Raw genomic sequence first — 26,787 nt, forward strand, 5'->3', positions numbered from 1 at the left:
TCGGCGATAGAAAACGAAAATCGAATAGCTTGTCTAAGCGTTAAAGAGACTATAGGGTTTGTACTGTTTCTGAGATAAACAGTAAAGTCCGTAGTCTCTTTTTTATTTGATAAGAAATGCTTTGCAGAAGAAACCCAGGTGTTTTTTCTGCGAAGAATGTGTCAGAAACGCTCATGAAAAGTGAAAAATAAAAAAGGGAATGGAGATGGAAAAATGGATCAGACCTACATGAAAGAAAAACCAGTTGTCCCGCTGCTGCTTTCGATGGGAATCCCGGTCATCATATCGATGATCGCCGGGGCACTCTACAATATCGTGGACAGCATTTTCGTGGCAATGATCAGTGAGGACGCGATGACGGCGGTTTCGCTTGTCTATCCGATCCAGAACCTCGCGCACGCAGCCGGGGTTGGGTTTGGCGTTGGTATCAATGCGATGGTGGCGAGACGCCTTGGCGAAGGAAAAACACGGATGGCGAACCAGACAGCATCGCAGGGAGTATTTTTAAGTGCCTTACATGGAATGATTTTAACGATTTTAGGAATGGCGGTGATTCCGTATTTCCTGCGGATGTTTACGAGCGATGAGGTAACGATTTCCTACGGACTGACGTATTTTTGCAATGTGTTTCTGTTTTCAACGATCGACACGATGGGAATGGCATATGAAAAGGTCTACCAGTCGGTTGGAAAGATGAAAATATCGATGGCAGCCGTCTTGATTGGATGCGGCGTCAATATCGTGCTGGACCCGATCTTTATCTTTGGATTAGGCCCCATGCCGGAACTGGGAATCTGCGGTGCGGCGTGGGCGACAGGAATCGGGCAGACGGCGTCGCTGCTGTTTTATTTGATTTTAAACCATGTGAAACCGTTAAATGTGGAGATTTCGCTGCGGGAAATGCGTCCGTCGAAGGAGATCTGCGGAGGTATGTATTCAGTCGGAATCGCGGCAACACTCAATATGGCGCTGACATCCCTGCTTCTGACGGCGCTCAATGCGATTCTGGCACCATTTTCGCAGGTATATATTCTGGTGCTGGGTGTTTACTACAAGCTGCAGGCACTGCTTTATCAGGGAGCCAGCGGCGTGGTGCAGGGAATGCGCCCGCTGATCGGTTACAATTACGGTGCAGGCGAGCAGGAGAGGGTGAAAAAGATCTTCCGCGCGGCCCTTATGATTGTTGGCATTATCATGACAGCGGGAACCCTGCTTGGCGAGCTGGTGCCGGATTTCCTGATGGGGCTGTTTACGCAGACGCCTTCGACGGTGGAGATCGGCAGAACGGCGCTCCGGATCATCAGCCCGGGCTTTGTCATGTCAACGGTTTCCGTCATTGCTTCCGGCGCGTTTGAGGGACTTGGAATGGGACTTAAATCTCTGAAAATTTCCCTGATGCGCTATGCCGTGATTATCATTCCGATCGCATTTGTGCTCAGCCGGATCATCGGTCCTACCGGTGTATGGCACGCGTTCTGGCTGGCAGAGCTTATTACGGCAGTGTATGCTGGGGCGAGCTGGAAGCGGACGATTACTGTGTCTTTATAGGGCGTTTTTGGTCTCAAAAAGGCTGCATATATGTGAGGCTAAAAACGTTACTGTTCACACGCGCCCAGTAACGGGATTTTGCCGATGCTTGACTTTACTAGGTATTTGTGTAAAATAATAAGTGGCTGATCGGAACTTCGGCAGATTCGGGCGATGTAAAGCTATGCATTGCCGGGATGCCAGGTACCGGGCGGACAATGATTTACAGTCAGTACACATTTGTACAGAAAAGAAGGTAAGTAAAATGACAAAGATTGATATTATTTCCGGTTTCCTGGGTGCAGGAAAGACTACGTTTATTAAACAGCTTTTAAAAGAAGCAATTTCAGGCGAGAAAGTCGTTCTGATTGAAAATGAATTTGGACAGATCGGCATTGACGGCGGTTTTTTAAAAGACGCTGGCATCGAGATCCGTGAGATGAACTCCGGCTGTATCTGCTGCTCTCTGGTCGGCGATTTTGGACGTTCCCTCGAGGAAGTTCTGACCAAATATCAGCCGGATCGTGTTATCATCGAGCCGTCAGGCGTCGGCAAGCTGTCTGATGTTATGAATGCAGTAAAAAATGTAGCTTCTGAGATTGAGGTTATGTTAAACAGTGCGGTTACCGTGGTAGATGTCAACAAATGCCGTATGTATATGAAGAACTTCGGTGAGTTTTTCAACAACCAGATCGAAAATGCAGGCACGATCGTGTTAAGCCGTACCGATGTAGCAGATCCGAAAAAGGTACAGGGCGCGGTTGAGATGCTTCGCCAGCACAATGCAAAGGCAACCATCGTGACCACTCCATGCAGCGAGCTGACCGGCGCACAGCTTCTTGAGATGATCGAGCAGGAAGATGATATGGCAGAGGAGCTGATGAAAGAGGCAAGAGAGCATATGCATGAGCATCATCACCATCATGATCATGACGATGACTGCGATTGCGGCTGCCATGACCACGATCATGAGCATCACCACCATGACGATGACTGCGACTGTGGCTGCCATGATCATGATCACGAGCATCATCATCATGACGATGACTGCGATTGTGGCTGTCATGATCACGATCATGAGCACCATCATCATGACCATGATGATGACTGTGGCTGTCATGATCATGGTCATGAGCATCATCATCACGACCATGATGACGAGTGTGGCTGTGGCTGCCATGACCACCACCACGATCACGAAGGACACCATCATGCAGATGATGTATTTACAAGCTGGGGCTTGGAGAATGTCGGCGTGATGAAGAAAGAAGATCTGCAGAAGATTCTGGATGATCTGGCTTATGGTGATAAATACGGCGAGGTTCTGCGTGCGAAAGGCATGGTTCCGAGTGAAGAAAAGGGCGTATGGCTGCATTTTGATATGGTTCCGGAGCAGGCTGAGATCCGTGAGGGAGCACCGGATTTTACCGGAAAGGTGTGCGTGATCGGTGCCGAGTTGGACGAAGAGGGTCTGAAGGCAGCGTTCAACGCGTAAATACAAGGAGAATGAACTATGAATGAAGATAAGATGCCGTTGTTTCTCATCAATGGTTTTCTGGAAGCTGGAAAAACCCAGTTTATTAAATTTACAATGCAGCAGGATTATTTCCAGACCGAAGGAAAAACACTTCTGATTGTCTGCGAAGAGGGCGAGGAAGAGTATGATGAGGAGCTTTTAAAGCAGACTCATACAGCGGTTGTCTATATAGAGGAAGCGGAAAAGCTGACGCCGGAATACCTACAGGATCTGGAGCTTCTTTACAATCCGGAGCGAGTTCTGATGGAGTGGAACGGTATGTGGAATCTGGATGCCCTGAAACTTCCGAACGATTGGGATCTGTATCAGCAGATCACGATCATCGATGGTTCCACATTTGATTTATACCTGCAGAACATGAAACCATTGATTGGTGCCATGGTCCGCAACACGGAAATGATTATCATGAACCGTTGCGACGAGATCGAGGATCTGGATGTATACCGCCGTACTTTAAAGGGCATGAACCCGCAGGTTCAGATCGTATTTGAGGACGCAGAGGGCGAAATTGAGGAAGTGACCGAAGCGGATCTTCCATTTGATGTCAATGCCGAAGTGATCGAGATTCCGCCGGAGGCATATGGTATCTGGTATATTGATGCGATGGATAAACCGGACCGTTACCGTGGAAAGACCGTTGAATTTACCGGCATGGTACTGAAAACCCCGGATTTCCCGAAGAACAACTTTGTTCCTGGACGTATGGCGATGACCTGCTGCGAGGCAGATATGACGTTCTTAGGTTTCATGTGCAAGGCAAAAAATGCCCGTCTGCTTGAGACGAAAGACTGGGTCAAAGTACGTGCCCGCGTAGAATATGAGTATATGCCGGAGTATGAGGGCGAAGGTCCGATGCTTTATGCAGATTACGTGGAAAAGGCAGAGCCGATTGAGGAGATTGTGCAGTTCTAAGATTTGCAACGGAAAGCTGTGCTTGAAAGAAAAGGTGTGCCCCGGAGTGTGGAAGACTCCGGGGTTTTTAAAAAAGAAAGAGAAATCGAACAAATGCTCGATTTCTCTTTCTTTTATTTAAAATTGGATTACAGCTTTATCTTACTCCGTCATCTTCGGCACCGGAGTAGGTCTTGACCGGTCAAATACCTCGTTGACATCAAACAGGTCACTCAAATGGTCGCCGCCGACTCCACTTTCCGGAAGGTCATAATACATCCGGTAGCCGTCGAGGTTCCGGCGCCCCTGTCGCATATAATCGTCGCCGATCTGGACGAAATACTGGGAGGAATCTACGTTACAGAAGTAACGGAACCCCTTGTTGTACAGGTACTGGAAGCGCTCGCTGCTTGTATCATACGGATGCCAGTCCCCAATATCGCTTCCAAACGGGAAGAGGATGATATCACACGGACCGGTCAGCGTTTCGACTTCATTTGCCCATTTATCGGTATCTTCACGGAATTTATCCATTGGGATCGTACCCATGTTGCGGTGTCCCCAGCTGTGGGAGGCAATTTCAAAACCGTCGTCGCGCAGGCACTGGACGGCTTTTGCTGCGTTGGCGCGTTCTTCCTCAAAGTTGAAATCCGGGTGTTCCGCTTTGTACTCGTCAGTATTGTAGGCGGAATCGGTGCGGTAGCCCAGGATGCCATTATAACCGGTAAAAGCAATGCACGCTTTTGCGCCGCGGTAGGAGAAATCCGGATGCTCTTTGATGAAATCATCCAGTAACGGCACCAGATCATAGGAACCGACGGAAACAGAACCGTCGTCCATCTTCATCTCGTTCGTTGGCTTGCCATCCTCGCCGATAATCATACGGGAGGCAAAGCCATCGCCATCCATGTATTCGTAGTAGCAGACATCATCCTGTGACATGACGAACGGCTTCTTACCTTCCGGAAGCATGATATCGCCCTCCTGGAAATGCTTGGAACCGTCCTCTGCGGTCACCTCATATGCTACATCGTGCAGACGTACCAGAACGAAACCGCGCTCATACATCGACTGGAGAATCTTCATAAATTCATCCTTGGTCGTCATGACCTGATTATAACCCTTTTCGCGGCTGTCGCCGTCAAATGCTTTCGAGGTATCCATAATCAGTGTATGGAAGAATACATGCGTTACCTTGCGCGGATCAGCGCGCACCAGTGTTTCTTTGGTGGCGTTGTATTCGTCGATCGCTGCCGTCACGGACTCGTCAGATGCGTATGTACTGCTGGACAGGAGATTGATTGCCCCGTCATAGTCATAACCGTCTGCCAGAAGCTTTGCCTGAGCGATGACACCCTCGAGGCTGTCATCAGCAGGTGCAGATGCATTATCAAGGGAAATTACTCCATTTTCAGAATCCGTTTCGGTTGCCGCTGGAACCGAAGATACATGTGCTGCCGGAGAGCGGCGCACCCAGAGGAACGCGGCAATTCCAAGCAGTACAATCAGAATGCCGATTAAAATTAAATACGGAAGTTTGGAGGAACCGCCGTGCCGTCGCCTAGAACGTCCGCCACGTGCAGAAAATCCAACGTTTCCAAGGGAGGAATTTCTTCTCATCATAGTTTTCACCTTTTGTTTATTCATATTTATCTGTCGTTTTTTGCGTCAGATAGTAATAACAGGCCGAGAAAGTTTGCCACCGACTCGACACAGCAAGGAAGAGGGCGGAAAACGTTTTTATAAGCCTGTCTGTGTTCTTATAGTATACCATAAAAAGGAAAGGTGGTCTATGACAGTTTCTTACAATTCTCTTTGGCATAGGGACGGGCGGATATGCCATATCTTGAGAAGAGAGTATGTGCAGACGGAGGAAGATATGAATGAAAAATGTATCATGCAGGGAGGCGTGGTATTTGAAATGGAAGCGTGTGGAAAAATGGTGTTGGTTTGTGAAAAAGAAGCTGCTTCGGGAAAATGAATGTATGTGTTGGGACGAAGGGAGCAGAGACAGGAGAAGAGAGTATTTAAACAGAAATGCTTGGAGAGGGCTGGCAGCGATTGGTGTAGCGGTTGTGCTTACGATGGGAGAATGTGTGTCAGGCGTACAGCTTGGAATTAGTAAATTGGGGAAAAATGGTATTTTCACATCTTACGCGGAGGAACTGTGGATTCCTGTTTCAGTAACCGCAGAGACAGCGCAGGCAGCAGAAAATGCCGCTGAGCTTCCCATCCGGGCACCGGAGGCGATCCTCATGGAGGCGTCCACCGGAACTGTTTTGTATGAAAAAAATGCGGACGAGGCGCGAAATCCAGCCAGCGTGACGAAGATTATGACGCTGCTTCTGATTTTTGATGCGTTACATTCGGGAAAAATTCATTTGCAGGATGAGGTCACGACCAGCGCGCATGCGAAATCCATGGGGGGATCCCAGGTGTTTTTGGAAGAAGGGGAGGTACAGACGGTCGAAACGCTGATCAAGTGCATCGTCATTGCATCGGGAAATGATGCCAGTGTGGCGATGGCCGAGTATATCGGCGGCAGTGAAGAGGCATTTGTTGCGATGATGAACGAGCGGGCGAAAGGGCTTGGAATGGAGACAGCAAAGTTTGAGGATTGCTGCGGTCTGACGGCGTCTACGACGCACGCGATGTCGGCGCGCGACATTGCCCTCATGTCGCGGGAATTGATCACGAAGTATCCGGAAATTTTTCAGTATTCAACGATCTGGATGGAAAATATAACGCACCGGACCAAGCAGGGAGAGAAAGAATTTGGACTTTCCAATACGAATAAGCTGCTGAAAATGGTGACAAATTTTGAGGTGACGGGACTGAAAACAGGTTCTACATCGCTGGCAAAATATTGCCTGTCCGCAACCGGGCGGAAGGATGGCGTTGATCTGATTGCCGTCATTCTGGCAGCACCGGATTATAAGGCGCGGTTTGCGGATGCGGTCACATTATTAAATTATGGGTTTGCAAATTGCCATCTTTACAAAGATGAAAATCCGGGAGCTGTGCCGGAAACGACGGTGGCAGGCGGCATCCAGGAACAGGTTGCAGGGCGTCTGCGGGGAACCTTTTCTTACCTTTCGATGGAAGGAGAGAATCTGGATGGAATCGAAAAAGAGTGGATGATGGAAGAATCCTGCAAAGCACCGGTTCGGGAAGGTGATGTGATCGGACATCTGGTCTACCGGCTGGATGGACGGGAATTGGGAAGTGTGGAGATAGAAGCGGCAGAAACGGTGGAGAAAGCGGGACTCTGGGACTATTTTAAGAAGGTAATGGGAGTGTTTGCGGCATAGAAATAAAGAGCTGTCATGTTTGAATAGTGATACATGACAGCTCTTTTGTGTAATAGGAAATTCCTTGGAATTCCCTATTACACAAAAAGGCACTAACGTGCCAATGATGCGCACTCGCGCGAAGATGTAGGTTGTCGCAAGCGACCGCGCGAGACGCCCGGATGTGCCAAGGCACATTCTTTTTTGCTGGTTATTCATTCTGCAATCCAGCCGCTTTTTCAGAATACGTGGTCGTTACCAGTTTTTCATAAGGAATCCGTTCCTTGAGTTCACCTGCTTCTTCCAGAATATTTTCCAGAAGCTCAAAGCTGTCCCTGTGGAAAATGGTATCATTTTTCCAGGTGTCCTGCGCTTTGTAGCGTTCAACAATGCGAGCGATTGCCGCGCGGTCTGTTTCCGGAAACTGAGGTTGGATTGTCTCGGCGATTTCATCCGCACTGTGGGAGTTGACGTAAGCTAAGCCCTTCTGGATGGCATTCGTGAACGACTGGATAATTTCCGGATGCCTATTTAGATAGCTCTGCTTTGCACAGTAGGCGGTGTAGGGGACATAACCGGAATCGACGCCGAGCGAGGCGACAACGGTGCCATTTCCTTCGGTTTCAAGGGTGGTGGCGAAGGGCTCGAACTCGACCGTGTAATCCGCATCATTACTCGTAAACGCCGCCGCTGTCAGCCCGAAATTGATACTCTGATCGATGGTCAGGTCATTTTTTGGATCGATGCCATTTTTCTTTAAAATATACTCAAAGACCATTTCTGGCATTCCACCCGCACGCCCGCCAAGCACCTTTTTGCCTTTCAGATCCTGCCAGGAAAAGTCTGGTTCGGCACTTCGTCCAACGAGAAAGTTTCCGGCACGCTGGGTCAGCTGGGCAAAATTGACAGCATAATCGGCGGAACCTTCCTGGTAGACATAGATACTTGCCTCTGAGCCCATGAATCCGATATCGGCATCCCCGGAGATGAGCGAGGTCATAACCTTGTCGGCACCGGCACCGTTTACGAGTGTCAGAGCGATGCCTTCATCCTTAAAATAGCCCAGCTCGATCGCGGCGTACTGCGGCGCATAAAAAATCGAGTGGGCTACCTCATTGAGTGTGACCGGTTCAAGCGCCCCGTCCGCCTCCTTCGCCTGTCCACACCCGGTCAGGGTGGTAAGCAGAGTGAGCACAGCCAGGGCAGCTGCAAATTTAGTTCGTTTCATGGTTGCCTCCTGCGGTTCGTTCATACTATTAAGATATGGGGAATACAGGAAGGTGTGAGCATTTTTCTTTCTGTCTCCAGAGAAGTCCAATACAAAGCCCGACAAGCGACGGCAGAATCCATCCGAGGTTCAAATCAAACAGCGGAAGCGTATGTCTGGCAAATGCGATGACGGGTTCCAGATGTAGGGCAGACTGCATTTCGTACGGCAGAGCTGCTAAAAAGTCAAAGATGGAAGCTGCCCAGGAACAAATGGTAACGCAGACATAGACTTTTTTGTTATGCTGGAATGCATTTCCAAGCAGCGCGAGGAGAATCAGCGTGATGGCTGGCGGGTAAATCAGCATCAAAACAGGAACCGAGTAAGTGATGATAGCGGACAGTCCTATATTTGACACAATGAGTGAAAAAAGGGTAAAAACGACCGCCCATGCACGGTAGGAAAGGGCATGGGGAAACAGTTTCACAAAGGTTTCCGCACAGCTCGTTACAAGCCCGATGGAGGTCTTGAGGCAGGCGAATGTGATCGCGATGGCGAGGATCCAGGAGCCCATCCGTCCAAGGTAGTAGTCTGCAATCTGGGAGAGGGCAATGCCGCCGTTTTCTGAAAGTTCGAATTGTCCCAGTGACTGTACTCCAATCAGGATGGTAAGCAGATAGATAAATGCCATCAGAAGCCCAGCCAGCATACCGGAATGCAGAACCTCTTTTGCAATGGTTGAATCTTCCCGCACGCCCATCTGGCGGATAACCGAAATGACCACGATCCCGAATGCGAGTCCGGCAATCGCATCCATGGTTTCATAGCCCTGGGAGAGCGCGGAAAAGAAAGCTCCATTCTGATAAGAGGCATCGGGAACTGCCGCTGAAACCTCGATGCTCGGATGAAGCAGGGCAGTCACAATCAGAACGCCTAGAAACAGAAGAAACAGCGGATTGATGATTTTTCCGATCCAGAGCGTGATGCTGCCTGGACGAATGGAAAATACAAACACCAGCGCAAAGAAGATCAGCGAAAACAAAAACAGCATAGTCTGTTCGGAAAGCTGTGTTCCTAAAAGAGGTCTGACTCCGGCGGTAAAGGAGGTCGTAGCGCACCGCGGAATAGCGAAAAACGGTCCGATTGTCAGGTAGAGCAGACAGGTAAAGAAATAGCTATATCTGTGTCCGACGCGGCGGGACAGATCCTGAAGTCCCTCCGAATGTGTGCTTCCGATCGCGGCAACACCCAGGATCGGAATGCCGACGGCAGTCAGAATAAATCCAATCGCTGCCGGGAGAAACTGGCGTCCGGCAAGCTGACCGAGATGTACCGGAAAAATCAGATTTCCGGCGCCAAAGAACATGCCGAATAATGTTCCGGCAACTAAAAGCCGCTGCTTATGGGAAAGACAGGTCTGCGTCATAGATATTCACTCCTTTTACATGAGAATTGAAAGTTACTGTTCACGCATACGTGTCCAGTAACGGAATTTGCCGTGGCTTCGCATTTAAATACGGCAAATTCCTGCTGCCACCACGTTTTCTTACGGCACTTTCGGTTCCAAAAGTGCCTACCCGTGAACAGTAACAATTGAAAACTCTTTTCTAATCATCATTATAAAGCCTTCCTTGTGGTTTGTGAAAATCTAGTTTATAATAGAAATATGACAAAATGTAATATTCTAAAAGGAGGTGCGGCATGGATGCCAAAAAACTGGAAATATTGATGACGGCGGTAGATCTTGGAAGTTTTTCGAAAGCATCCGAGGTAGTTGGCTACACGCAGTCGGGGCTGACCCATCTGGTGGACAGCCTGGAGCGGGAAATTGGATTTCCGTTGATCCGCCGCAGTTACAGCGGCATCGCGCTGACGGAGGCGGGAGAAAACCTGTTGCCGGATATCCGCCAGTTTTTGCAGGCAAATGCCACCCTGGAAAATAAGATTCAGGCGGTGCGGGAACAGCAGGAGGAGTCGATCCGTGTGGCGGCATATGCGAGCATCGCGATGTACTGGATGCCGGAGATTTTATACCGGTTCCGCCGCCTCTGCCCGAAGGTGGACGTTGATCTCCGCATGGTCGATCATGCGCTGGAACCATTTGAATTATTACAGAGCGGAAAGACGGATGTCATTTTTGCGAGCAGACAGAAAGAACCGAAATGCGAGTGGATTCCGCTGTATCATGAACTTTTGTATGCGATTCTGCCAAAGCAGTATCCCTTAAATGGGCGCAAAGAATTTCCGCTGCGTGAATTTGAAGGAAAAGATTTCCTGATGCCTTACGGGCGGTTTGACATCGATGTACACGCCGCATTTGCAAAAGAGGGAGTCAGGGCAAAGGAGCAGTCCGTCTATGTGGATGACGAGACGGTGATCCGCATGGTGGGAAAAGGACTGGGCATTTCAATGATGTCTGAACTGATGATCCGCGGAAATACGGAAGATGTCTACTGCGTTCCGGTTTCCCCGACCTGCATCCGGGAAATAGGAATGGGTATGAAGCCGGGGGCGGAGGAAAGTGAAAGCATTGCGAAGCTGACGAAATGTGTGATGCAGTTTGTGAGTACGTTAAATAAAGGGGGAAACGTCTCTTTGAAATAACCGGAATCAAAGTCCAAACAGTCCCAGCCTTGCCATTTTCCCGGTATAGAGTATATAATTATTAAGAAGAAACGACTGAGACTGCCGGCTTTTCGTTTTTTGGAAGAGCTGGTAGTTAGGTGTTTTTAGATATTTATATTTTCAGGAAAATCAGAAACATAAATACAGATAAATATATGGAAGGAATACACCGTGAGTATAAATAAAAACCTTTTTGACGCTCTCCCAATCGGCTTTTTCAACTGCCTGGCAAGCGGTAGCAGCAACCGCATTTATTCGGACTGCCTTCTGCTCATTTATCATGAGTATGACCGGGAGATCACCTATCGCATTGCCCGCAGCCGCATCCGGGATGCGCTTGCCACCTATCTTCTGGAAAATCACATCGATTATTTGGACGATGAGATGACAACCGACCGGAATTATAATCAGCTTGCCAATTCCGTGATCCGCAAATTCTGCTCGAAAGAGGTCGGATGGCTGGAGGAGGACACGGACGATGCGACGTATGAGAAGCATATCATGATGACGGAGCAGGGCGTCTTTCTGGCGGAATTTCTCCAGAAGATGATGAAGCCGGAGTGGGAAGAATTTTCAAGTTATATTTTCAATATTTATAATATTTTGCAGAATCCCGACCAGTGGGAACCGGATATCTATGTCAATGCGCTGCGCTCGGTCTACCGCAACGCGAAACAGCTCTCCGGTGCGCTCAAGCGCCTGGCGACCTTTATCAAAAAAATCATCGAGCGGATGGTGCGCGAGGAAAGCCTGGAAAGTCTGACCGAGAACGTCCTCGAATACTGTGAGGGCGATTTTATCCGCGAGTACGCGCGTCTGACGAAACAGCAGAATATTCATATGTACCGTTCCTTTATCCGGTCAAAGCTGGAAGCGATGCAGAACCGGCAGGAGCTGTTTGAGGGCCTGGTGGCGGGATGCGCGAAGGAAGAAGAACTGGAACACATTGAGGCGGAGAATAAGGTGCTGGATATGATCCAGACGATTCTGCAGTTTTTCTCAGTCGATTACGACCAGATCATGCGGGATATCAAGCATAAAATTAATATCTATTTACAGATTGCGATTGGACGCGCGAGATTTCTTCAAAACCGGGACAGCGATGTGCGCGGGCATGTCGAGCAGACGATCCGCGTGATTGCGGCGGAGATGAACACACTCGGTTGGAAGGAAGAACTGCCGGAGTCGATGAACGGGTTGTTTTTGCTGGAAAATAATGAGTTTATCGATACCGACTCGATCCGCTATCCGCGACGGGAGCAGATGATCCGCGAGGCAACCTATGCAAAGCTGGAAGAAATGACACAGGAGGACATCGATCGTGCGAGGGAGGCACAGGAGAGGGAGGCAGAGAACCCGTATTCGAAGGATAAGATGAAGAATTATCTGGAGGCGCTTTTAGGAGATCGGACGGAGATATCCAGCGAGGAGGTTCCGATGAAGAGCAAGCGGGATCTTTTAAGCGCGCTCTCGGCGGTTGCCTATGGTTCGGAAAATGGGTATGAGATACAGGCGGAGGATGGTTATCTGGAAACGCAGCAGATGCTTCTGCGGCGCTTTAAAATCGAACGCCGGAAGGAGAAATAAAACATGGGATTTGAAGAAATATGGAATGAATATACATCCTCTGAGAAGGACATGTTCCAGAAAAGTGTCAGGCGTCTTCTGAAGCAGACCTTTATCGTGCGCGACCGTGACGAGGACAGCAAAAAAGCGTACTATTTTGTCTCCAAGCGTTCGGAACCATTTTCAGCGTACCTGGGATATATCGGATATGATATTGTAATTGACCGGGAAAATGGCGTGATTATGCTGCAGAACTGCCGGGATCTCGGCGAGAATGGAAAACTGCAGATCAACCATGTGACACTCAAAAAGATGGAGAGTGTGGTTTTATGCTGCCTCTGGACTCTCTATGCGGACCGGGTGCGTTCTGGAAGTCTTTCGAAAAATATTGAGATTTCGGTGACCGATCTGCGCTATGAGATGGAAAAATATGGCATTCGGGATCAGATTGACAAGAGCAGTTTTGCATCGATTCTGACGCTGTTTACCAAATATCAGCTTCTGCAGGTGATTGGAAAGCTCGGCGAGGAGGACTGCCGGATCTGTCTTTATCCGTCGATGCAGTTTGTGCTGGAACCACAGGAGTTTGGCAAATTTGTGGAAAATGTCAACCGGCGGATGCAGGAAAAGTGGAGCCGTGAGGACGAATGGGAAACGGAGCTGACAAAAGAGGAGGAAGACGGCGATGAAGAATCAGACGATCATGAATAGGAAATCGGCGAAAAAACTTTTGATGGTCCAGTGGTCGCGTTTCCAGAATGTCTGTATCGAGCTGGAAGGTTCGACCCTGGTGACCGGTGTCAACGGAAGCGGAAAATCGACGGTGCTTGATGCGATGACCTATCTCCTGACGGGCAACACGCAGTTTAACAAGGCGGCGAAGGACCGAGACCGGACGGTGCTTGGCTATGTGCGCGGCGACACGCGCAGTAATGGTGAGGCGCGTTATTTGAGAAATGGCAGCGTTGTCAGCTATATTGCGATGGAATTTTCCGATCCGACGCTGGGAGTGCCGCTCACGGTCGGAGTATGCATTGAGTCTCCAAGTGAGTCTGGCAAGCCGGTCAGCAGCTGGTTTATCTGTCCAGGGGCGGCGATTGACGATATCGATTTTACACGGATTGAGGGAAATGCACTCCGCATCACGCCGAAAAATGAGCTGACAGTGAATGGCGAGGCGATGAAGCTTTCCTCTTTTATGGGACGGGACCGCGGCACGGAGGCGGTACTCCGGGCGCTGGGACTCCGCGTGGACGCAGCCAAATACCGGACAAAGCTTCTGAAAATGATGGCATTTAACCCGGAAAATAATATCGACCAGTTTATTCAGGACTGTGTCCTGGAACCGGGAAAAGTCCAGTCGCTGGAGGAACTGCGCGAGCAGAAGCGCCAGTTTGAGCGCCTGCGGGAACTCTATGAGAGTCTCAGACAGGGCAAAATCCAGCTCGAAGAGGTGCTTCGCCAGAGTGACGAATACGAGAAGAAAAAGCGGGTACTCCGCATCCGGGAGCTGATGCTTTCGTACCAGGCACTCCGGGAGAAGGAAGAGGAAGAAAAGCAGACGAAAAACCGTTATCAGGCTTTAAAAGACCAGTACGGGCGCCTGACCGAGCGGGCGGGAGAGCTCGCAAGACAGCAGGAAGCCGCACAGGAACGCCTGCGAATTGCAGAAAATAACGATATGGTCAAGGGAATGCAGGAAAGCCTGGATTCCCTGAAACGCCAGATCGAGGAAGCGGATCGTGAGAAAAAGAACTGGGAGGACAAGCTGGCGCAGATTTTGAAATTGAAGAAGAAGATAAGCGCGCTTATCAAGCTTCTGGAAGCAGATCTTCCGTCCTTATCCTCGGAAAACACCTATCTGGAGACACTGGAACAGGCGGATGGGGAGACGGCGAAGAAGCGGGAGGCGTTTGACGCATTCCGCGAGAAGGTGCACCGTCAGGACGGCATCTATGAGGAAAATAAGATCCACCTGCAGGATCAGTGTAAAGAGCGCGAAAAAGAGATAGGGGCGCTGCAGGAGAAGATCCGCCGTCTGGAATCGAATATCCTTGTGTTCCCGGCGGAGGTGGAAAATGCCCGGAATAAGATTCAGAGAGGGTTAGAAAAACAGGGTATCCAGACCGAGGTCCACATTTTTGCCGAATTGGTCCAGGAGGTGACCGCTCCGGAGTGGAGAAAGGCGGTTGAGACATTTCTGGGAAGAAAGCGTTTCTATATCATCGTGGACGGCGCGCACTGCCATAAGGCGATGCAGATTTTACAGAAAGAGCGGATCTATGATGGAAATGTCGTGATCACGGATAAGCTTCCGGAAACAGAGGCGGTGGAAGGTTCCGCGGCGGAGATTCTGCGGATCCCGAACGTCTATGCGAGACGTTACGCCAATTATCTGTTAAACGGCATTCATCTCTGTGAAAATCTGGAAGAGCTGCATGAATACCCGAAGGGCGGACTCATGCGGGATGGCATGCTGGCGAAGAGCTATGCGGTTGCGATGATGGATATGAGACGGACCGAGCTGTGTCTCGGCGCAGACGCGATCCGCTGCCAGCTGGAACAGTCCAGAAAAGAACTGGAAGAATTACAGGTGGTTCAGCGGGCCGATAAAGAGGCACTTTCACAGGTTATCAAATACCGTGATGCGATCAAGGAGATCGACTGGGACGGCGGACACTACGATTTCGGCGCGGCATATGGGCTGAAGGACTGCAAAAAGCGCAGGGACAGCCTGGTAAAGGACCGCGAGGAGATCGAGGCAAATCCGGACTTTACCGCAGTCCTGAAAGAACTGGAGACGGCGGGACGGCTGGCACGCGAGGCAAATGAGAGTGTGAACCAGAACCAGAGTGAGCTTGGCGGCTGTAAGAATGATTTAAAGGGCTGCGAAGGAACACTGAGCCGTATCAGCACGGAGATCTATTTATGCCAGAAGGCATATGAGGAAAAATGCCTTGTCAACATGGAACTCAAAGAGGCGATGCTGGAGGAATATAACCGCGAAAGCGAGAAGCGCGGCACGATCCGCGTGACGACACAGCTTTCCATCGACAAGAGCAAAAATATGCTGGCAGAGCGGGAGCGCCAGCTGGAGGACGCACAGCTGGCGTATTGCCGCCTGGCGGGAATCGACGTCGGAAAGCGCGGCATTGGTTACATCCCGTGGTACCGGGAAGAATACCGGAACCTGGCGCACGTCAAGGTGGAGGAAGCCCAGCAGAAGCTGCAGGAGCAGGCAGGACGGCTGGAGAGCGCGTTTATGAACGATTTCGTGGCGGAGATTGACGAGAATGTCCGCGAGGCAAAACGTGAGATGGACGCGATTAACCGTGAACTGCGCCATATGCCGTTTGGCAACGATACCTACAAGTTTGTGATGAAAGAAAAGCCAGACCGCGCTCTCTTCTTCCGCATCTGCAGGCGTCTGGAAAAATATATGAGTTCCCCGCAGGTCTATATGAATTCGGCGCGCGACGACGAGGAGATGGAGAATGATATTCAGGAGTTTATGAGTATCATTCTGGCGGAAGAAGATGAGTGGGAATACACGGATTACAGGAGATATTTCTCTTACGATATGGAGATCAGCAGCCGTCAGGGACAGACCGAGATCACGGCAGAGTTATCAAAAAAACAGGGTTCCGCCAGCAACGGCGAGAAGCAGACCCCGTATTTTATCATTCTGGCGGCGAGTCTTTTGCAGTGCTACCCGGCAAACACCTGCTGTGCCCGTCTGGCATTCATCGACGAGGCATTCTCGGCATTGTCGAGAGAGCGGATCGAGCAGATGGTCCGTTATTTCGAAGAAAATCACTTCCAGGTATTCTATGCAGCCCCGCCGGAGAAGATCAACAGTATCGGTCAGTTCATCGATTCAACCGTCAGCCTCATCGTGACAGGACGGTATACGAATGCGGTAGAAGGATTGGTGAAGCAGGCATAGGGAAAGAGGAGAAAAAATGGCGGATCGGAAAGAGTGGAAAGAACAGCTTTTAAGTAAATTGCTGGATCAATACGAAAAAAGCGTCACCTATGTCGGTGAAAATAAGGTAAAACAAGTGTTTTCGGTCAAACCATCCGATATTTTCAAGGGCTACAACAAAGATTTTCTCCCGCCGGAACAGCTTTTCCAGGAAAAAGAATTTGAACGACTGATCCGTCAGATGGAATCGGAGGGACTTATTCATGTAGTTCCTCCGAATACTGGTATTCTCCGTCAGATCTGTGCCGTCCCGGAACACTGGAAAGATTACTATACCTGTCTGAACCGGACGGAAAAGAATATTCTAAAAAAACAGTTGGAAGAAGTTTACCATCGCTTCTGCCAATGCGATTTATTGGAAGCATATGGAAAAGAAAAGCTTCAGACACTGAAAAACAGCCGTGCAAAAAAGCTGGATGAAAAGAAAGTAGAAAAAGAGATAACCGAGGCAGAAGCTATCTGGAAGCTGGTGCAATTTTTAAAAGAAAATCAGGAAAAGCAGAGAACTACGCTGGAGCGGGAAATGTCAGAGGCAGTTCTGCATGACAGTAAACAGTGGGAAAAGATATATCGGAAAAAGGTGTGTGGGATTTTGGAGCACACAGGACGGTATGATGAACCGCTTGCGGAGCTGGAAGAAGAACGGGAGCGGCAGACGGCGCTTCTGGAGGAATTTTACATTTATTCCAATCCGGCGTATATCTATCTGAAAGGGGATGCGCGGATCTGCCTTGAAGATGGACGCGAACTTCGGATTTATCACGATCTGCCGATGTCGATCCCTTTTGAGACATTCCAGAAGGCAAAAAGCATCCACATCCGGGATGCGGCGCTGATGACGGTGGAAAATCTGACCTCGTTTCATCGGCTGGAGCGGGAACATATATTTTACCTGTTTCTGAGTGGTTACCATACCCGCACGAAACAGGCGCTTTTGCAGCGGATCGCCAGAGAAAATCCGGGACTTTCCTGGTATCATTTTGGAGATCTCGATCCAGACGGTCTGGCGATCGCGGGACATCTGATCCGAAAGACGGGACTGCCGTTTCAGCTGTGCGCTATGGGCGTGCAGGAATTGCAGCAGTTTCAGACATATGCGAAGCCATTGGAAGCACCCGATCGGACGAAGGCGGAAGCGATGATAAAACAGGGCAGCAGCTATGCGGGAATATTGCGGTATATGTTGGAGCACAACTGTAAATTGGAGCAGGAGATTATAAGCTGGCAGGAGACGAGATTGGAGAGCTTTCTGTAAAAAGAATCTTTTCGGTTCAATCCGGATTTTTATATATGATATGATAAAGACAAAGTGAAAGGAATGCAGCGTCTATGGAAAAACAGGAAAAAGCCTACAAAGGCGTCATCGAATATTTCAAGAACCGCATCATGGCGGGCGAGCTGCGTCCGGGGGAGAAGCTTCCTCCGGAGCGGGAGATTGCGCAGATGCTGGAAGTCAGCCGCAATTCCGTCCGGGAAGCGCTGCGGATCATGGATATGACGGGAGTGATTTCCTCCCAGCAGGGCTCGGGGAATTACATCACTTGTGAATTTCAGAAAAGCATTGCGGAGACGATGGGGATGATGTTTGCTATGTCCCAGATTAATTATCAGCAGATCAGCCAGATCCGCTATGCGCTGGAACAGCAGGCGTTTGCCCTGGCGGTTGAACATGCGTCGGAGAGCCAGATGGACGCGCTGGAAGAACTGGTAAAGCGTCTTGACCGGAGCATGGACGAGCAGGAAAACGCCCGGATTGACAAACAGATCCATTTTACACTGGCGCTGGCGTCGGGAAATGTGCTGCTGCTCAATATTTTAGAGGCGTGTTCCGGCGTGATCGATACCTTCATCCGGAATATGCGCGCGGAAATTCTGCGAACAAAAGAGGCGAAAGAAGCACTGAATCTCTGTCACCGGCAGATTGCGGAAGCGCTGCGGAACAAAGATAATGCAGCGGGGAAGGATGCACTGGACCGGCATTTCCGGATGATAGATGAAATTTTGGAAAAACATGAAAAAACACATTCTATGTGAAAAGATAAACAATCGTTGACAACCAGAACGCAGCCCACTATACTAACGAATAAAGAAAATTGGTTCTACCAAAATTCTTTTTCTTTTCAATAAATTGGTAGAACCAATATGCGGATTAAAAATTCTTTAAAATTTGTGAGGACCTGAAGAGCATCCATCATTTAAAGATTTTTACAAAGCATCCATATGAAGGAGGAAACAGAATGAAGATTCTTGTCTGTATCAAACAGGTACCGGAAAGCAATAAAGTAGAAGTCGATCCGGTTACCGGCGTGCTGAAACGAGACGGCGCGGCTTCGAAGATGAACCCATACGATCTGTACGCGCTGGAGACGGCGTTCCGGATCCGGGAAGAAGTGGGCGGAAGTGTTCACGTCATTTCCATGGGACCGCCGCAGGCGCAGCAGGTGATCCGCGAGGCATTTGCGATGGGCGCGGACGGCGGAACGCTTTTATCGGATCGCAAATTTGGCGGTGCGGATGTACTGGCGACCAGCTATACACTTGCGCAGGGCATCAAGAGCTGCGGCGATTTTGACCTGATCCTCTGCGGCAAACAGACAACGGACGGCGACACCGCGCAGGTTGGTCCGGAGATCTCCGAGTGGCTGAATATCCCGAGTGTGGCAGATGTTGTCAAGATCAATCAGATTGATGAGGACGGCATCACCGTCAGCATGGATCTGCCGGAAGAGGTCGAGGTGGCGAAAGTGCAGTTTCCGTGTCTCTTAGCCGTTGACAAGGACATTTTTCAGCCAAGACTTCCTTCGTATGTCCGGAAAATGAACACGAAAGACCGTGAAATCCGGATTCTTTCCCTGGCGGATATGGACGATAAAGACGCGATGCACTATGGACTCAATGGTTCCCCGACGCAGGTTCAGCGCATTTTTCCACCAGCTGTCAATGACAAAAAGGAAATGTGGGACGGAAGCGGCGAAGAGCTGGCAGACCGGCTGTATCAGAAGATCGTGGATATGAAATTCGTGTAGGAGGTGGAAGCATGGCTGAGTTAATCATACATCAGGACAAAATCTCGGATAATCAGGAACTTATCAAGCTCTGTCCGTTCGGGGCGATGGAAGAAAAAGACGGAAAGGTGACGATCAGCGCCGCCTGTAAAATGTGCCGTCTCTGCGTGAGAAAAGGTCCGAAGGGCGCGGTTGAATATGTAGAAGACGCGGTAAAACCAAGCGTCGATAAGAGTGCATGGAAGGGCATTGCCGTTTACGTAGATCACGTGGATGGAAAGGTGCATCCGGTTACATTGGAACTTCTTGGAAAAGCGAGAGAACTTTCCAAGGTAACGGGACATCCGGTTTACGCCCTGTTTATGGGAAATGGAATCGAAGCGGCTGCACACGAACTGCTTCATTATAATGTAGATAAAGTATTCGTCTATGATGCACCGGAACTGGCACGTTTCCAGATCGAGCCGTACACGGCTGTTTTTGAAAACTTCATCCAGACAGTAAAACCATCGTCTATTCTCGTCGGTGCGACCACGGTCGGCAGACAGCTGGCGCCGCGTGTGGCTGCCCGTATGAAGACAGGTCTGACCGCGGATTGTACGATCCTGGAAATGGATGAAAATACTGATTTATCCCAGATCCGACCGGCTTTTGGCGGCAATATCATGGCGCACATCAAGACCCCGAACCACCGTCCGCAGATGGCGACCGTGCGCTATAAGATCATGAACGCACCGGAGCGTGCCGAGAAAGAGAGCGGTGAGATTGTGGTCTGTACAATTGAGAAGGAAAAACTGCTTTCCCACGTGAGGGTTCTGGATATCGTAGAAAAGCCGAAGGAAACCTTTATCGAAAATGCTGATGTCCTGGTGGTAGCCGGACGAGGCGTGAAGAAGCCGGAAGATTTGAAAATGCTGGAAAAACTGGCAGATCTGCTGGGAGGTCAGCTTGCCTGCACCCGTCCAATGGTGGAAGCCGGATGGCTGGATGCCAAGTGCCAGATCGGTCTGAGTGGCCGTACGGTCCGCCCAAAACTCATCATCACCTGCGGCGTGTCCGGTGCGGTCCAGTTTACTGCCGGCATGAATCACGCGGAGACGATCGTCGCGATCAATAAAGATCCGAAAGCGCCGATTTTCAAGACGGCACATTACTGCCTGACTGGTGATCTCTATGAGATTCTCCCGAGACTGATTGAGAAGATTGAGATGGGAAGATAAAGATTCACAGGAAGGAGAGCAGGATATCATGGGAAATTACAAGAAAATAGATAAAGATGATATTTTATATATAAAAAACACAATTCAGGATGACGAGCGTGTCCTCGTAGGTGAAAATATCAATGAAGAGTACAGCCACGATGAGCTGAGCGGCACCAGCAGTTATCCGGATGTGGTGGTAAAGGCAAAATCAGCCGAAGAGATCGCGGCGATCATGAAATATGCATACGAAAATACGATTCCGGTGACACCGAGGGGCGCCGGAACGGGTCTGGTTGGTTCTTCGGTTCCGATGGAACATGGCATCATGATCGATACCACCCTGATGAACCAGATTCTCGAATTGGACGAGGAAAACCTGACGGTCACGGTGGAGCCGGGCGTCCTTTTGATGGAATTGTCCGCCTATGTAGAAGATCACGATTTCTTCTACCCGCCGGATCCGGGTGAGAAATCAGCGACCATCGGCGGCAACATCAGCACGAATGCGGGCGGTATGCGTGCGGTCAAATACGGTGTGACGAGAGACTATGTCATGGGGCTGGAAGTGGTTCTGCCGGATGGCACGATCACTCAGTTTGGAGGCAAAGTCGTAAAGAATAGTTCAGGCTATGACTTGAAAGATCTGATTATTGGTTCCGAGGGAACTCTTGGCTTTATTACCAAGGCGATCTTAAAGCTTCTGCCGCTTCCGAAGCGTGTCATCAGCCTTCTGATCCCGTTCCCAACACTGAAACAGGCGATCGACACCGTCCCGGTTATCATCAAATCTAAGACGATCCCGACCGCGATCGAGTTCATGCAGCGGGAAGTGATTGAAGACGCCGAGGAGTATTTAGGAAAAGCGTTCCCGGATAAACAGTCGGATGCGTATCTGCTTTTGAAATTTGATGGTAATTCCACCCAGGAGATCGAAGAAGCGTATGACAAGGTGGCCAAACTCTGCCTGGAACAGGGCGCACTGGACGTGCTGATTTCCGATACCCAGGAGCGTGAGGAATCCATCTGGAAAGCCAGAGGCGCTTTCCTGGAGGCAATCAAGGGATCCACGACTTACATGGATGAGGTCGATATGGTTGTTCCGAGAAGTCGCGTCAATGAGATGGTAACGTATCTGCACGATCTCCACAATGAGATTGATATCCGTATCAAGAGCTTCGGTCATGCGGGCGACGGAAATCTGCACGCGTACATCCTGAAAGACGATTTGAGTGATGAAGAGTGGGAAAAACGGATGTCTGCTGCAATGGAGAAGATCTATCAGAAAGCCCATGAACTCGAAGGTCAGGTGTCCGGCGAGCACGGCATCGGATATGCGAAAAAGCCGTATTTAAGAGAATCCCTGCCGGAGAAGAACCTGGATCTGATGAACGGAATCAAGAAAGTGTTTGATCCGAAGAATATTCTGAATCCGCATAAGGTGGCGCAGAGATAGAAGAAAATAACTGCATTGATATTTTTTAGCCACAAGTGTTGCAAAAACGTTTGAGCACCACGCGGTAAGGCTGATTCTAGGAACTGCAGAAGATTTTTGGCAGAAAAACAGAATAGAACAGCAGGTTTTTGAGAAAGCCACGATCTGAATCAAAGAGTTCAAATCGTGGCTTTTTATAGTTGTTGAACTATTTTATAGTTTATATCTATCGACCTATCTTTTCTTCTTCAACGCCTGCATCACCCGAACCAGCGGAATCGTCTTCCTGTAAATCCGTTTCCCACTCTTATTTTCCAAAAATTCCCGAAACGCGCCAATTGCTTTCAAATTCTGGCTCTCATCCGAATTTGAACGGGACCCCGCGCTTGCGTCAATCCCCTTTTTCGGCACCATATCCCCGCCGTAGGAATCGCGGAACAGATAGAAATAATCGCGGTCCTCACCCAGCTTTTCAAATTCATTGTAAGCCAGTGTGCTTTCGCGGGTGTTTTTCGGAAGAGAATAGACTTCCAGATGATTTTCACGGAATTCATAGCGGGACGCCGGGAACGGCATGCCGCTTTTTTTGATCTGTTCGGCGAGCTTGTGGGCGGTGTGGTTGGCGGAGCTGTAGGTGCTGGTCGTCAGATAGCAGCCGTAGGCGGCTAAGAGGATGCCCCACCACTCGCTTAGATTGATGATACCTCCGGCGATGAACAGGATGCTTAAAATTGTCCGCGTGATCCGGTTGGAAGCGCAGAAGAGATCGTACTGCATCCGGGACAGGGATTCGAAGGTTTTTTCGTTGTGGTGCATTTCTATCTTATAGTAAATCATGGTAAGCCCTTTCATATAAAAAATCAATCATCACCTATATAAAAACAGTATATAGAAGCATAGAAAATATCTTAAGAAGTAGTATACTGTTTCTTCCCTGTTTCCGCAACTGGATCTGTTAAATCTGTAATGTTGATAAAAAATAAACAAGATTGTTACAAAAATATCACACAAAAATCGACTAAAATCGAGAAAAAATTATATAATTTCGACAAAATAGCTTGCCTAATCGTAAAATAAGTGTTAAAATTAGGTAAAAGATGAATAAAGGACCAAAAGCAGAGACGAAGAGATGCGCCATGGTTAGAAACAGCTGGAAAAGACTGTTTTTTAAAAATGGTGCTATTTTTTTGCCTAAATGCTGAAATGGTAATTTATTTAGAAAGTAGTAGAAACTGTTGATGAACCGGTCAGAAAGATGACTGGGGGAGGTTAAGAAGAAGGAGAGAAAACGTATGAGAAAAGTATTATCAGTAGTACTGGCAGCGACGATGGCGATGAGCCTGGCGGCCTGCGGCGGCAGCGGCGCAAAGACTGACACAAAGACTGACACAAAGGCAGCAGACGCAGGAACGGCAGCAGGTGACGAGGCATCTGCAGATGATTACTACATCACCATCAAGTTTTCCAACGTATTTCAGCCGGCAGAGTGGAACTACAAAGCCAGCGAATATCTGGCAGACCTGGTAAAAGAGAAGACCGATGGTCATATCACTCTGGAGTATTACGGACAGAACCAGCTTGACTGCTACGCGGAGTCTGTAGCACAGGCACACAACGGCGCTGTCTGGATGGGTCTGGAGGAGCCGTCCTACTTTGCTGATTACATCGGCGATTACAACGTATTAGTTGGACCGATGCTTTACAAGAACAATGCAGAGTACAATGCAGTGATGGATTCTGATATTGTAAAAGATCTGAATGCAAAACTGGCAAGCGAGCACAACATCCACGTTCTGGATACACATTATTCGTTCGGATTCAGAAGCGTATGTACGAACAAGGTAGTTGAGAAACCGGCTGACTTAAATGGTCTGATCATGCGTTCGACCGAGTCTCCGCTGTTTGTTAAGACGATTACCTGTCTGGGTGCTACCCCGTCTGCAATGAGCTTTACGGAGTGCTTATCTGCTATGTCCAGTGGTGTTGTTGATGGTTTCGAAGGTTCCATCTCCACCCTGAAGGATACAGGTGCTTATGAGTACACCAAGAAAGTTGCAAACACAAACCACTTCATCGCAACCCGTTGGTTATTCATGGCTGAGGACGTATATCAGTCCATCCCGGAAAAATGGAGAAACATCCTGGATGAGTGCTGTGTAGAAGCTGGTAAGTGGGAGCAGGAAAATGCTGAGAACGACGAAGCTTCCATGATCGAGTTCCTGAAAGACAAAGGCGTTGAGTGGAACGATGTAGATATTGACGCATTCACAGAGGCTTGTGCTCCGGTTTATGACTGGATCGTAGACGAGTACGGCGCAGATCCGGAACTTCATCAGAAACTGGTTGATTTCCTGAATGACTACCGTGCAAAGAACGAATAATGTAGATTGTTCCGAACAAATACAGTATTTTAAAGCAATTATGAAATGGTAAAACGTAACGGTTATCAGAACCGCTGCGGAGAAGAAAGTATATCTGCCCGGGCTGTCAGAACAAAGAAGATTGTCTGAGGTCCGGGCAGACTTCCGACAAACGTATAGTGTCGGAAACATGAAACTGCTGGAAAGATGGCTGTATGACAGAACAGTCGTCGGTTATGCAAAACTGACTGCCATTATGAATGCATGAGGATATACTATGGAAAAGAAAAAAATCACACTGGGGTCGGTGCTGGTAAACCTGGATGCAATTATTACCTGCGTGACACTGACACTCTGTACAATCGTTGTAAACGCAAACGTCCTTATGCGCTATTTCCTGAAAAGACCGTTGTATTGGTCGGAAGAGGTTGCTACGGGGCTCTTCGTCTGGACCGTCTTTATTGGAAGCGCATATGCGTACCGTAAGCACGCACATCTGGGCGTAGACATCCTGATCAACATTCTTCCGGAGAAGATAAGAAAAGTTGTTAAGGTTATTATGGATCTTCTGGAGCTTGTTACTCTGATTATGCTGACCAGAACAAGCGTCCAGTATGTGATGAACACGATGGATAAGCTGACGAATACGCTGCGTGTTCCGAGCTGGTATATTTCCGGCGCGGTTCCGATCGGATTTGGGCTTTCACTGATTTTCTGTATTTACTTTTTGGTTAAGGATATTATCAAGGTATTTAAAGGGAAAGGGGGAAATAACTGATGGGACTCGAATTAATTGAACTCGTTCCGATTTTTATGGTATTTATTCTCTATTTCCTGGGAATGCCGATTGTATATGCGCTGTTTGGTTCAACCTTCTTTTATTTTACATTTATTGATACAACCAGTAAAAACTGGCTGATCTTACAGAAGGTTATGACCTCTACACAGTCGTTCTCAATGTTAGCGATTCCATTTTTCGTTATGGCTGGTTCCGTCATGAACTACGGCGGCATCAGTGACAAGATGATGGATTTCGCGGAAGTGCTGACCGGTCATATGAAAGGCGGTTTGGCACAGGTAAACGTAGTACTTAGTATGCTGATGGGCGGATGTTCCGGTTCGGCCAACGCAGATTGTGCGATGCAGTCCAAGATGCTGGTTCCGGAGATGGAGAAGAGAGGTTACTCCAAGGCGTTCTCCGCAGCGATCACAGCGGCTTCCTCGGCTGCTACACCGGTTATTCCGCCGGGAGTAAACCTGATCGTTTTTACCCTGATTGCACAGATTTCCCTGGGTCGTACGTTTGCGGCTGGTTATATTCCGGGTATCCTGATGGCAATCTCGATGATGATCGTTGTTTCGATTATTGCGCATAAGAGAAACTACCCGACCACCCGTGAAAAATTCCCGGCTCTGAAGGAGATCGTGAAGCAGGGTATTACCTCTTTCTGGGGGTTGTTTTTCCCATTTGGTATCATTCTGGGAATGCGTTTTGGTATGTTTACTCCGTCTGAGGGCGGTGCGGTAGCCGTTCTTTACTGTATTATTATCGGACGTTTCGTTTACAAGAAACTATCCCTGAAAGAGCATCTGGTTCCGATCCTGCTTGACAGTATCGCCGGTACTTCCAGCGTTGTCCTGATCATGGTTGCAGCGAATGTATTCGGTTACTACATGACCTGGATTAACCTGCCGAGAGTCGTGGCAACTGGTATGTTAAGCCTGACAACCAACAAGTGGCTGTTCCTTATGGCATGCAACGTAATTCTTCTGATTATGGGTATGTTCCTGGAAGGCGGCGCGGCGCTGATGATTATTACACCTCTGCTGCTTCCGGTTGCAAGACAGCTTGGAATCAATGATTACCACTTTGGACTGGTAGCGATCGTTAACATCATGATCGGTGGTATTACACCTCCGTTCGGTTCGATGATGTTCACGACCTGTGGTATCACGGGATGTCCGATCAGTGAGTTCCTGAAGGAAGTATGGCCATTTATCGTGTCCCTTCTGGTTGTTCTTCTGCTTCTGACTTTCTGCCCGTTCTTAATTACATGTGTACCAGATCTTCTGTACGGCGCAGCATAGAAACAGATTGACAAAACGTTAATAAATTGGATATAATAAAGCCTGTGAGATTAAGAGCAGAAAGGCAAACGT

The 26,787-nt window shown here is 48.9% G+C and carries 20 protein-coding genes; 16 read left to right on the forward strand and 4 right to left on the reverse strand.

Annotated features, from left to right (window positions below):
* The first annotated feature begins 213 nt into the window (after positions 1–213).
* The 3 genes from DXD12_RS00850 to DXD12_RS00860 all read left to right on the forward strand — a co-directional run bounded on the left by DXD12_RS00850 (position 214) and on the right by DXD12_RS00860 (position 3,976).
* A complete protein-coding gene (locus tag DXD12_RS00850; RefSeq protein ID WP_118481860.1) occupies positions 214–1,548 on the forward strand; it encodes an MATE family efflux transporter in 1,335 nt (444 codons plus the stop codon).
* 244 nt (positions 1,549–1,792) lie between these two features.
* On the forward strand, positions 1,793–3,022 hold the full coding sequence (locus DXD12_RS00855) for a CobW family GTP-binding protein (protein WP_118637015.1): 1,230 nt from the start codon (positions 1,793–1,795) through the stop codon (positions 3,020–3,022).
* A gap of 18 nt (positions 3,023–3,040) precedes the next feature.
* Positions 3,041–3,976 (forward strand): GTP-binding protein, encoded by a 936-nt coding sequence (locus DXD12_RS00860; protein ID WP_022359817.1) that lies wholly within the window; start codon positions 3,041–3,043, stop codon positions 3,974–3,976.
* A 141-nt stretch (positions 3,977–4,117) separates the two neighbouring features.
* On the opposite strand, the gene DXD12_RS00865 is transcribed toward DXD12_RS00860, so the two are convergent.
* The gene (locus tag DXD12_RS00865; protein WP_107000152.1) at positions 4,118–5,578 is read right to left on the reverse strand and encodes a polysaccharide deacetylase family protein; all 1,461 of its coding nucleotides are present in this window, start codon (positions 5,576–5,578) and stop codon (positions 4,118–4,120) included.
* Positions 5,579–5,838: 260 nt separating this feature from the next.
* Between DXD12_RS00865 and DXD12_RS00870 the strand changes: the two genes are divergently transcribed.
* The gene (locus tag DXD12_RS00870; RefSeq protein WP_243105320.1) at positions 5,839–7,266 is read left to right on the forward strand and encodes a D-alanyl-D-alanine carboxypeptidase family protein; all 1,428 of its coding nucleotides are present in this window, start codon (positions 5,839–5,841) and stop codon (positions 7,264–7,266) included.
* A gap of 190 nt (positions 7,267–7,456) precedes the next feature.
* Here the strand turns inward: DXD12_RS00870 and DXD12_RS00875 are convergent, their stop codons facing one another.
* Together DXD12_RS00875 and brnQ are read right to left on the reverse strand one after the other, a co-directional pair.
* Positions 7,457–8,473: an ABC transporter substrate-binding protein gene (locus tag DXD12_RS00875; RefSeq protein WP_118637017.1), complete on the reverse strand. Its 1,017-nt coding sequence runs from the start codon at positions 8,471–8,473 to the stop codon at positions 7,457–7,459.
* A 28-nt stretch (positions 8,474–8,501) separates the two neighbouring features.
* Positions 8,502–9,878: a branched-chain amino acid transport system II carrier protein gene (gene brnQ / locus DXD12_RS00880; RefSeq protein ID WP_118637019.1), complete on the reverse strand. Its 1,377-nt coding sequence runs from the start codon at positions 9,876–9,878 to the stop codon at positions 8,502–8,504.
* A gap of 275 nt (positions 9,879–10,153) precedes the next feature.
* Here brnQ and DXD12_RS00885 point away from each other — a divergent pair, with 275 nt between their 5' ends.
* The 9 genes from DXD12_RS00885 (at position 10,154) to DXD12_RS00925 (ending at position 22,288) form a co-directional block, all read left to right on the forward strand.
* Positions 10,154–11,056, forward strand: coding sequence for a LysR family transcriptional regulator (locus tag DXD12_RS00885; RefSeq protein WP_118293263.1), 903 nt, complete (start codon positions 10,154–10,156; stop codon positions 11,054–11,056).
* A 192-nt stretch (positions 11,057–11,248) separates the two neighbouring features.
* Positions 11,249–12,664: a Wadjet anti-phage system protein JetA family protein gene (locus DXD12_RS00890; RefSeq protein WP_118293262.1), complete on the forward strand. Its 1,416-nt coding sequence runs from the start codon at positions 11,249–11,251 to the stop codon at positions 12,662–12,664.
* A 3-nt stretch (positions 12,665–12,667) separates the two neighbouring features.
* Positions 12,668–13,354 carry a DUF4194 domain-containing protein gene (locus DXD12_RS00895; RefSeq protein ID WP_117796428.1) on the forward strand — a complete coding sequence of 229 codons (687 nt, stop codon included), beginning with the start codon at positions 12,668–12,670 and terminating at the stop codon, positions 13,352–13,354.
* A complete protein-coding gene (locus tag DXD12_RS00900; protein WP_118637021.1) occupies positions 13,329–16,589 on the forward strand; it encodes an SbcC/MukB-like Walker B domain-containing protein in 3,261 nt (1,086 codons plus the stop codon). The genes DXD12_RS00895 and DXD12_RS00900 overlap by 26 nt, the downstream gene beginning before the upstream one ends.
* Positions 16,590–16,605: 16 nt before the next feature.
* Positions 16,606–17,883 carry a Wadjet anti-phage system protein JetD domain-containing protein gene (locus tag DXD12_RS00905; protein WP_118637023.1) on the forward strand — a complete coding sequence of 426 codons (1,278 nt, stop codon included), beginning with the start codon at positions 16,606–16,608 and terminating at the stop codon, positions 17,881–17,883.
* Positions 17,884–17,957: 74 nt separating this feature from the next.
* Positions 17,958–18,662, forward strand: a complete 705-nt coding sequence (locus DXD12_RS00910) for an FCD domain-containing protein (RefSeq protein ID WP_107000145.1) — start codon at positions 17,958–17,960, stop codon at positions 18,660–18,662.
* 203 nt (positions 18,663–18,865) lie between these two features.
* Entirely contained in the window at positions 18,866–19,654 is a 789-nt protein-coding gene (locus DXD12_RS00915) for an electron transfer flavoprotein subunit beta/FixA family protein (protein ID WP_022359830.1), read from the forward strand.
* A gap of 11 nt (positions 19,655–19,665) precedes the next feature.
* Positions 19,666–20,853: an electron transfer flavoprotein subunit alpha/FixB family protein gene (locus tag DXD12_RS00920; protein ID WP_118637025.1), complete on the forward strand. Its 1,188-nt coding sequence runs from the start codon at positions 19,666–19,668 to the stop codon at positions 20,851–20,853.
* Between the two features lie 28 nt (positions 20,854–20,881).
* Complete coding sequence (locus DXD12_RS00925) at positions 20,882–22,288, forward strand: FAD-linked oxidase C-terminal domain-containing protein (protein WP_107000143.1); 1,407 nt, start codon at positions 20,882–20,884, stop codon at positions 22,286–22,288.
* Between the two features lie 213 nt (positions 22,289–22,501).
* On the opposite strand, the gene DXD12_RS00930 is transcribed toward DXD12_RS00925, so the two are convergent.
* On the reverse strand, positions 22,502–23,104 hold the full coding sequence (locus DXD12_RS00930) for a YcxB family protein (RefSeq protein WP_147354002.1): 603 nt from the start codon (positions 23,102–23,104) through the stop codon (positions 22,502–22,504).
* Between the two features lie 455 nt (positions 23,105–23,559).
* Here DXD12_RS00930 and dctP point away from each other — a divergent pair, with 455 nt between their 5' ends.
* From dctP to DXD12_RS00945, 3 genes are all read left to right on the forward strand, one after another.
* The gene (dctP, locus tag DXD12_RS00935; RefSeq protein ID WP_118524592.1) at positions 23,560–24,648 is read left to right on the forward strand and encodes a TRAP transporter substrate-binding protein DctP; all 1,089 of its coding nucleotides are present in this window, start codon (positions 23,560–23,562) and stop codon (positions 24,646–24,648) included.
* 256 nt (positions 24,649–24,904) lie between these two features.
* Positions 24,905–25,405: a TRAP transporter small permease gene (locus DXD12_RS00940; RefSeq protein WP_107000140.1), complete on the forward strand. Its 501-nt coding sequence runs from the start codon at positions 24,905–24,907 to the stop codon at positions 25,403–25,405.
* Positions 25,405–26,715, forward strand: coding sequence for a TRAP transporter large permease (locus tag DXD12_RS00945; protein WP_182456999.1), 1,311 nt, complete (start codon positions 25,405–25,407; stop codon positions 26,713–26,715). Before DXD12_RS00940 ends, DXD12_RS00945 begins: the two co-directional genes overlap by 1 nt.
* Positions 26,716–26,787: the final 72 nt, after the last annotated feature.

Source organism: Clostridium sp. TF11-13AC, from assembly GCF_003481065.1.
GTDB lineage: Bacteria > Bacillota > Clostridia > Lachnospirales > Lachnospiraceae > Otoolea > Otoolea fessa.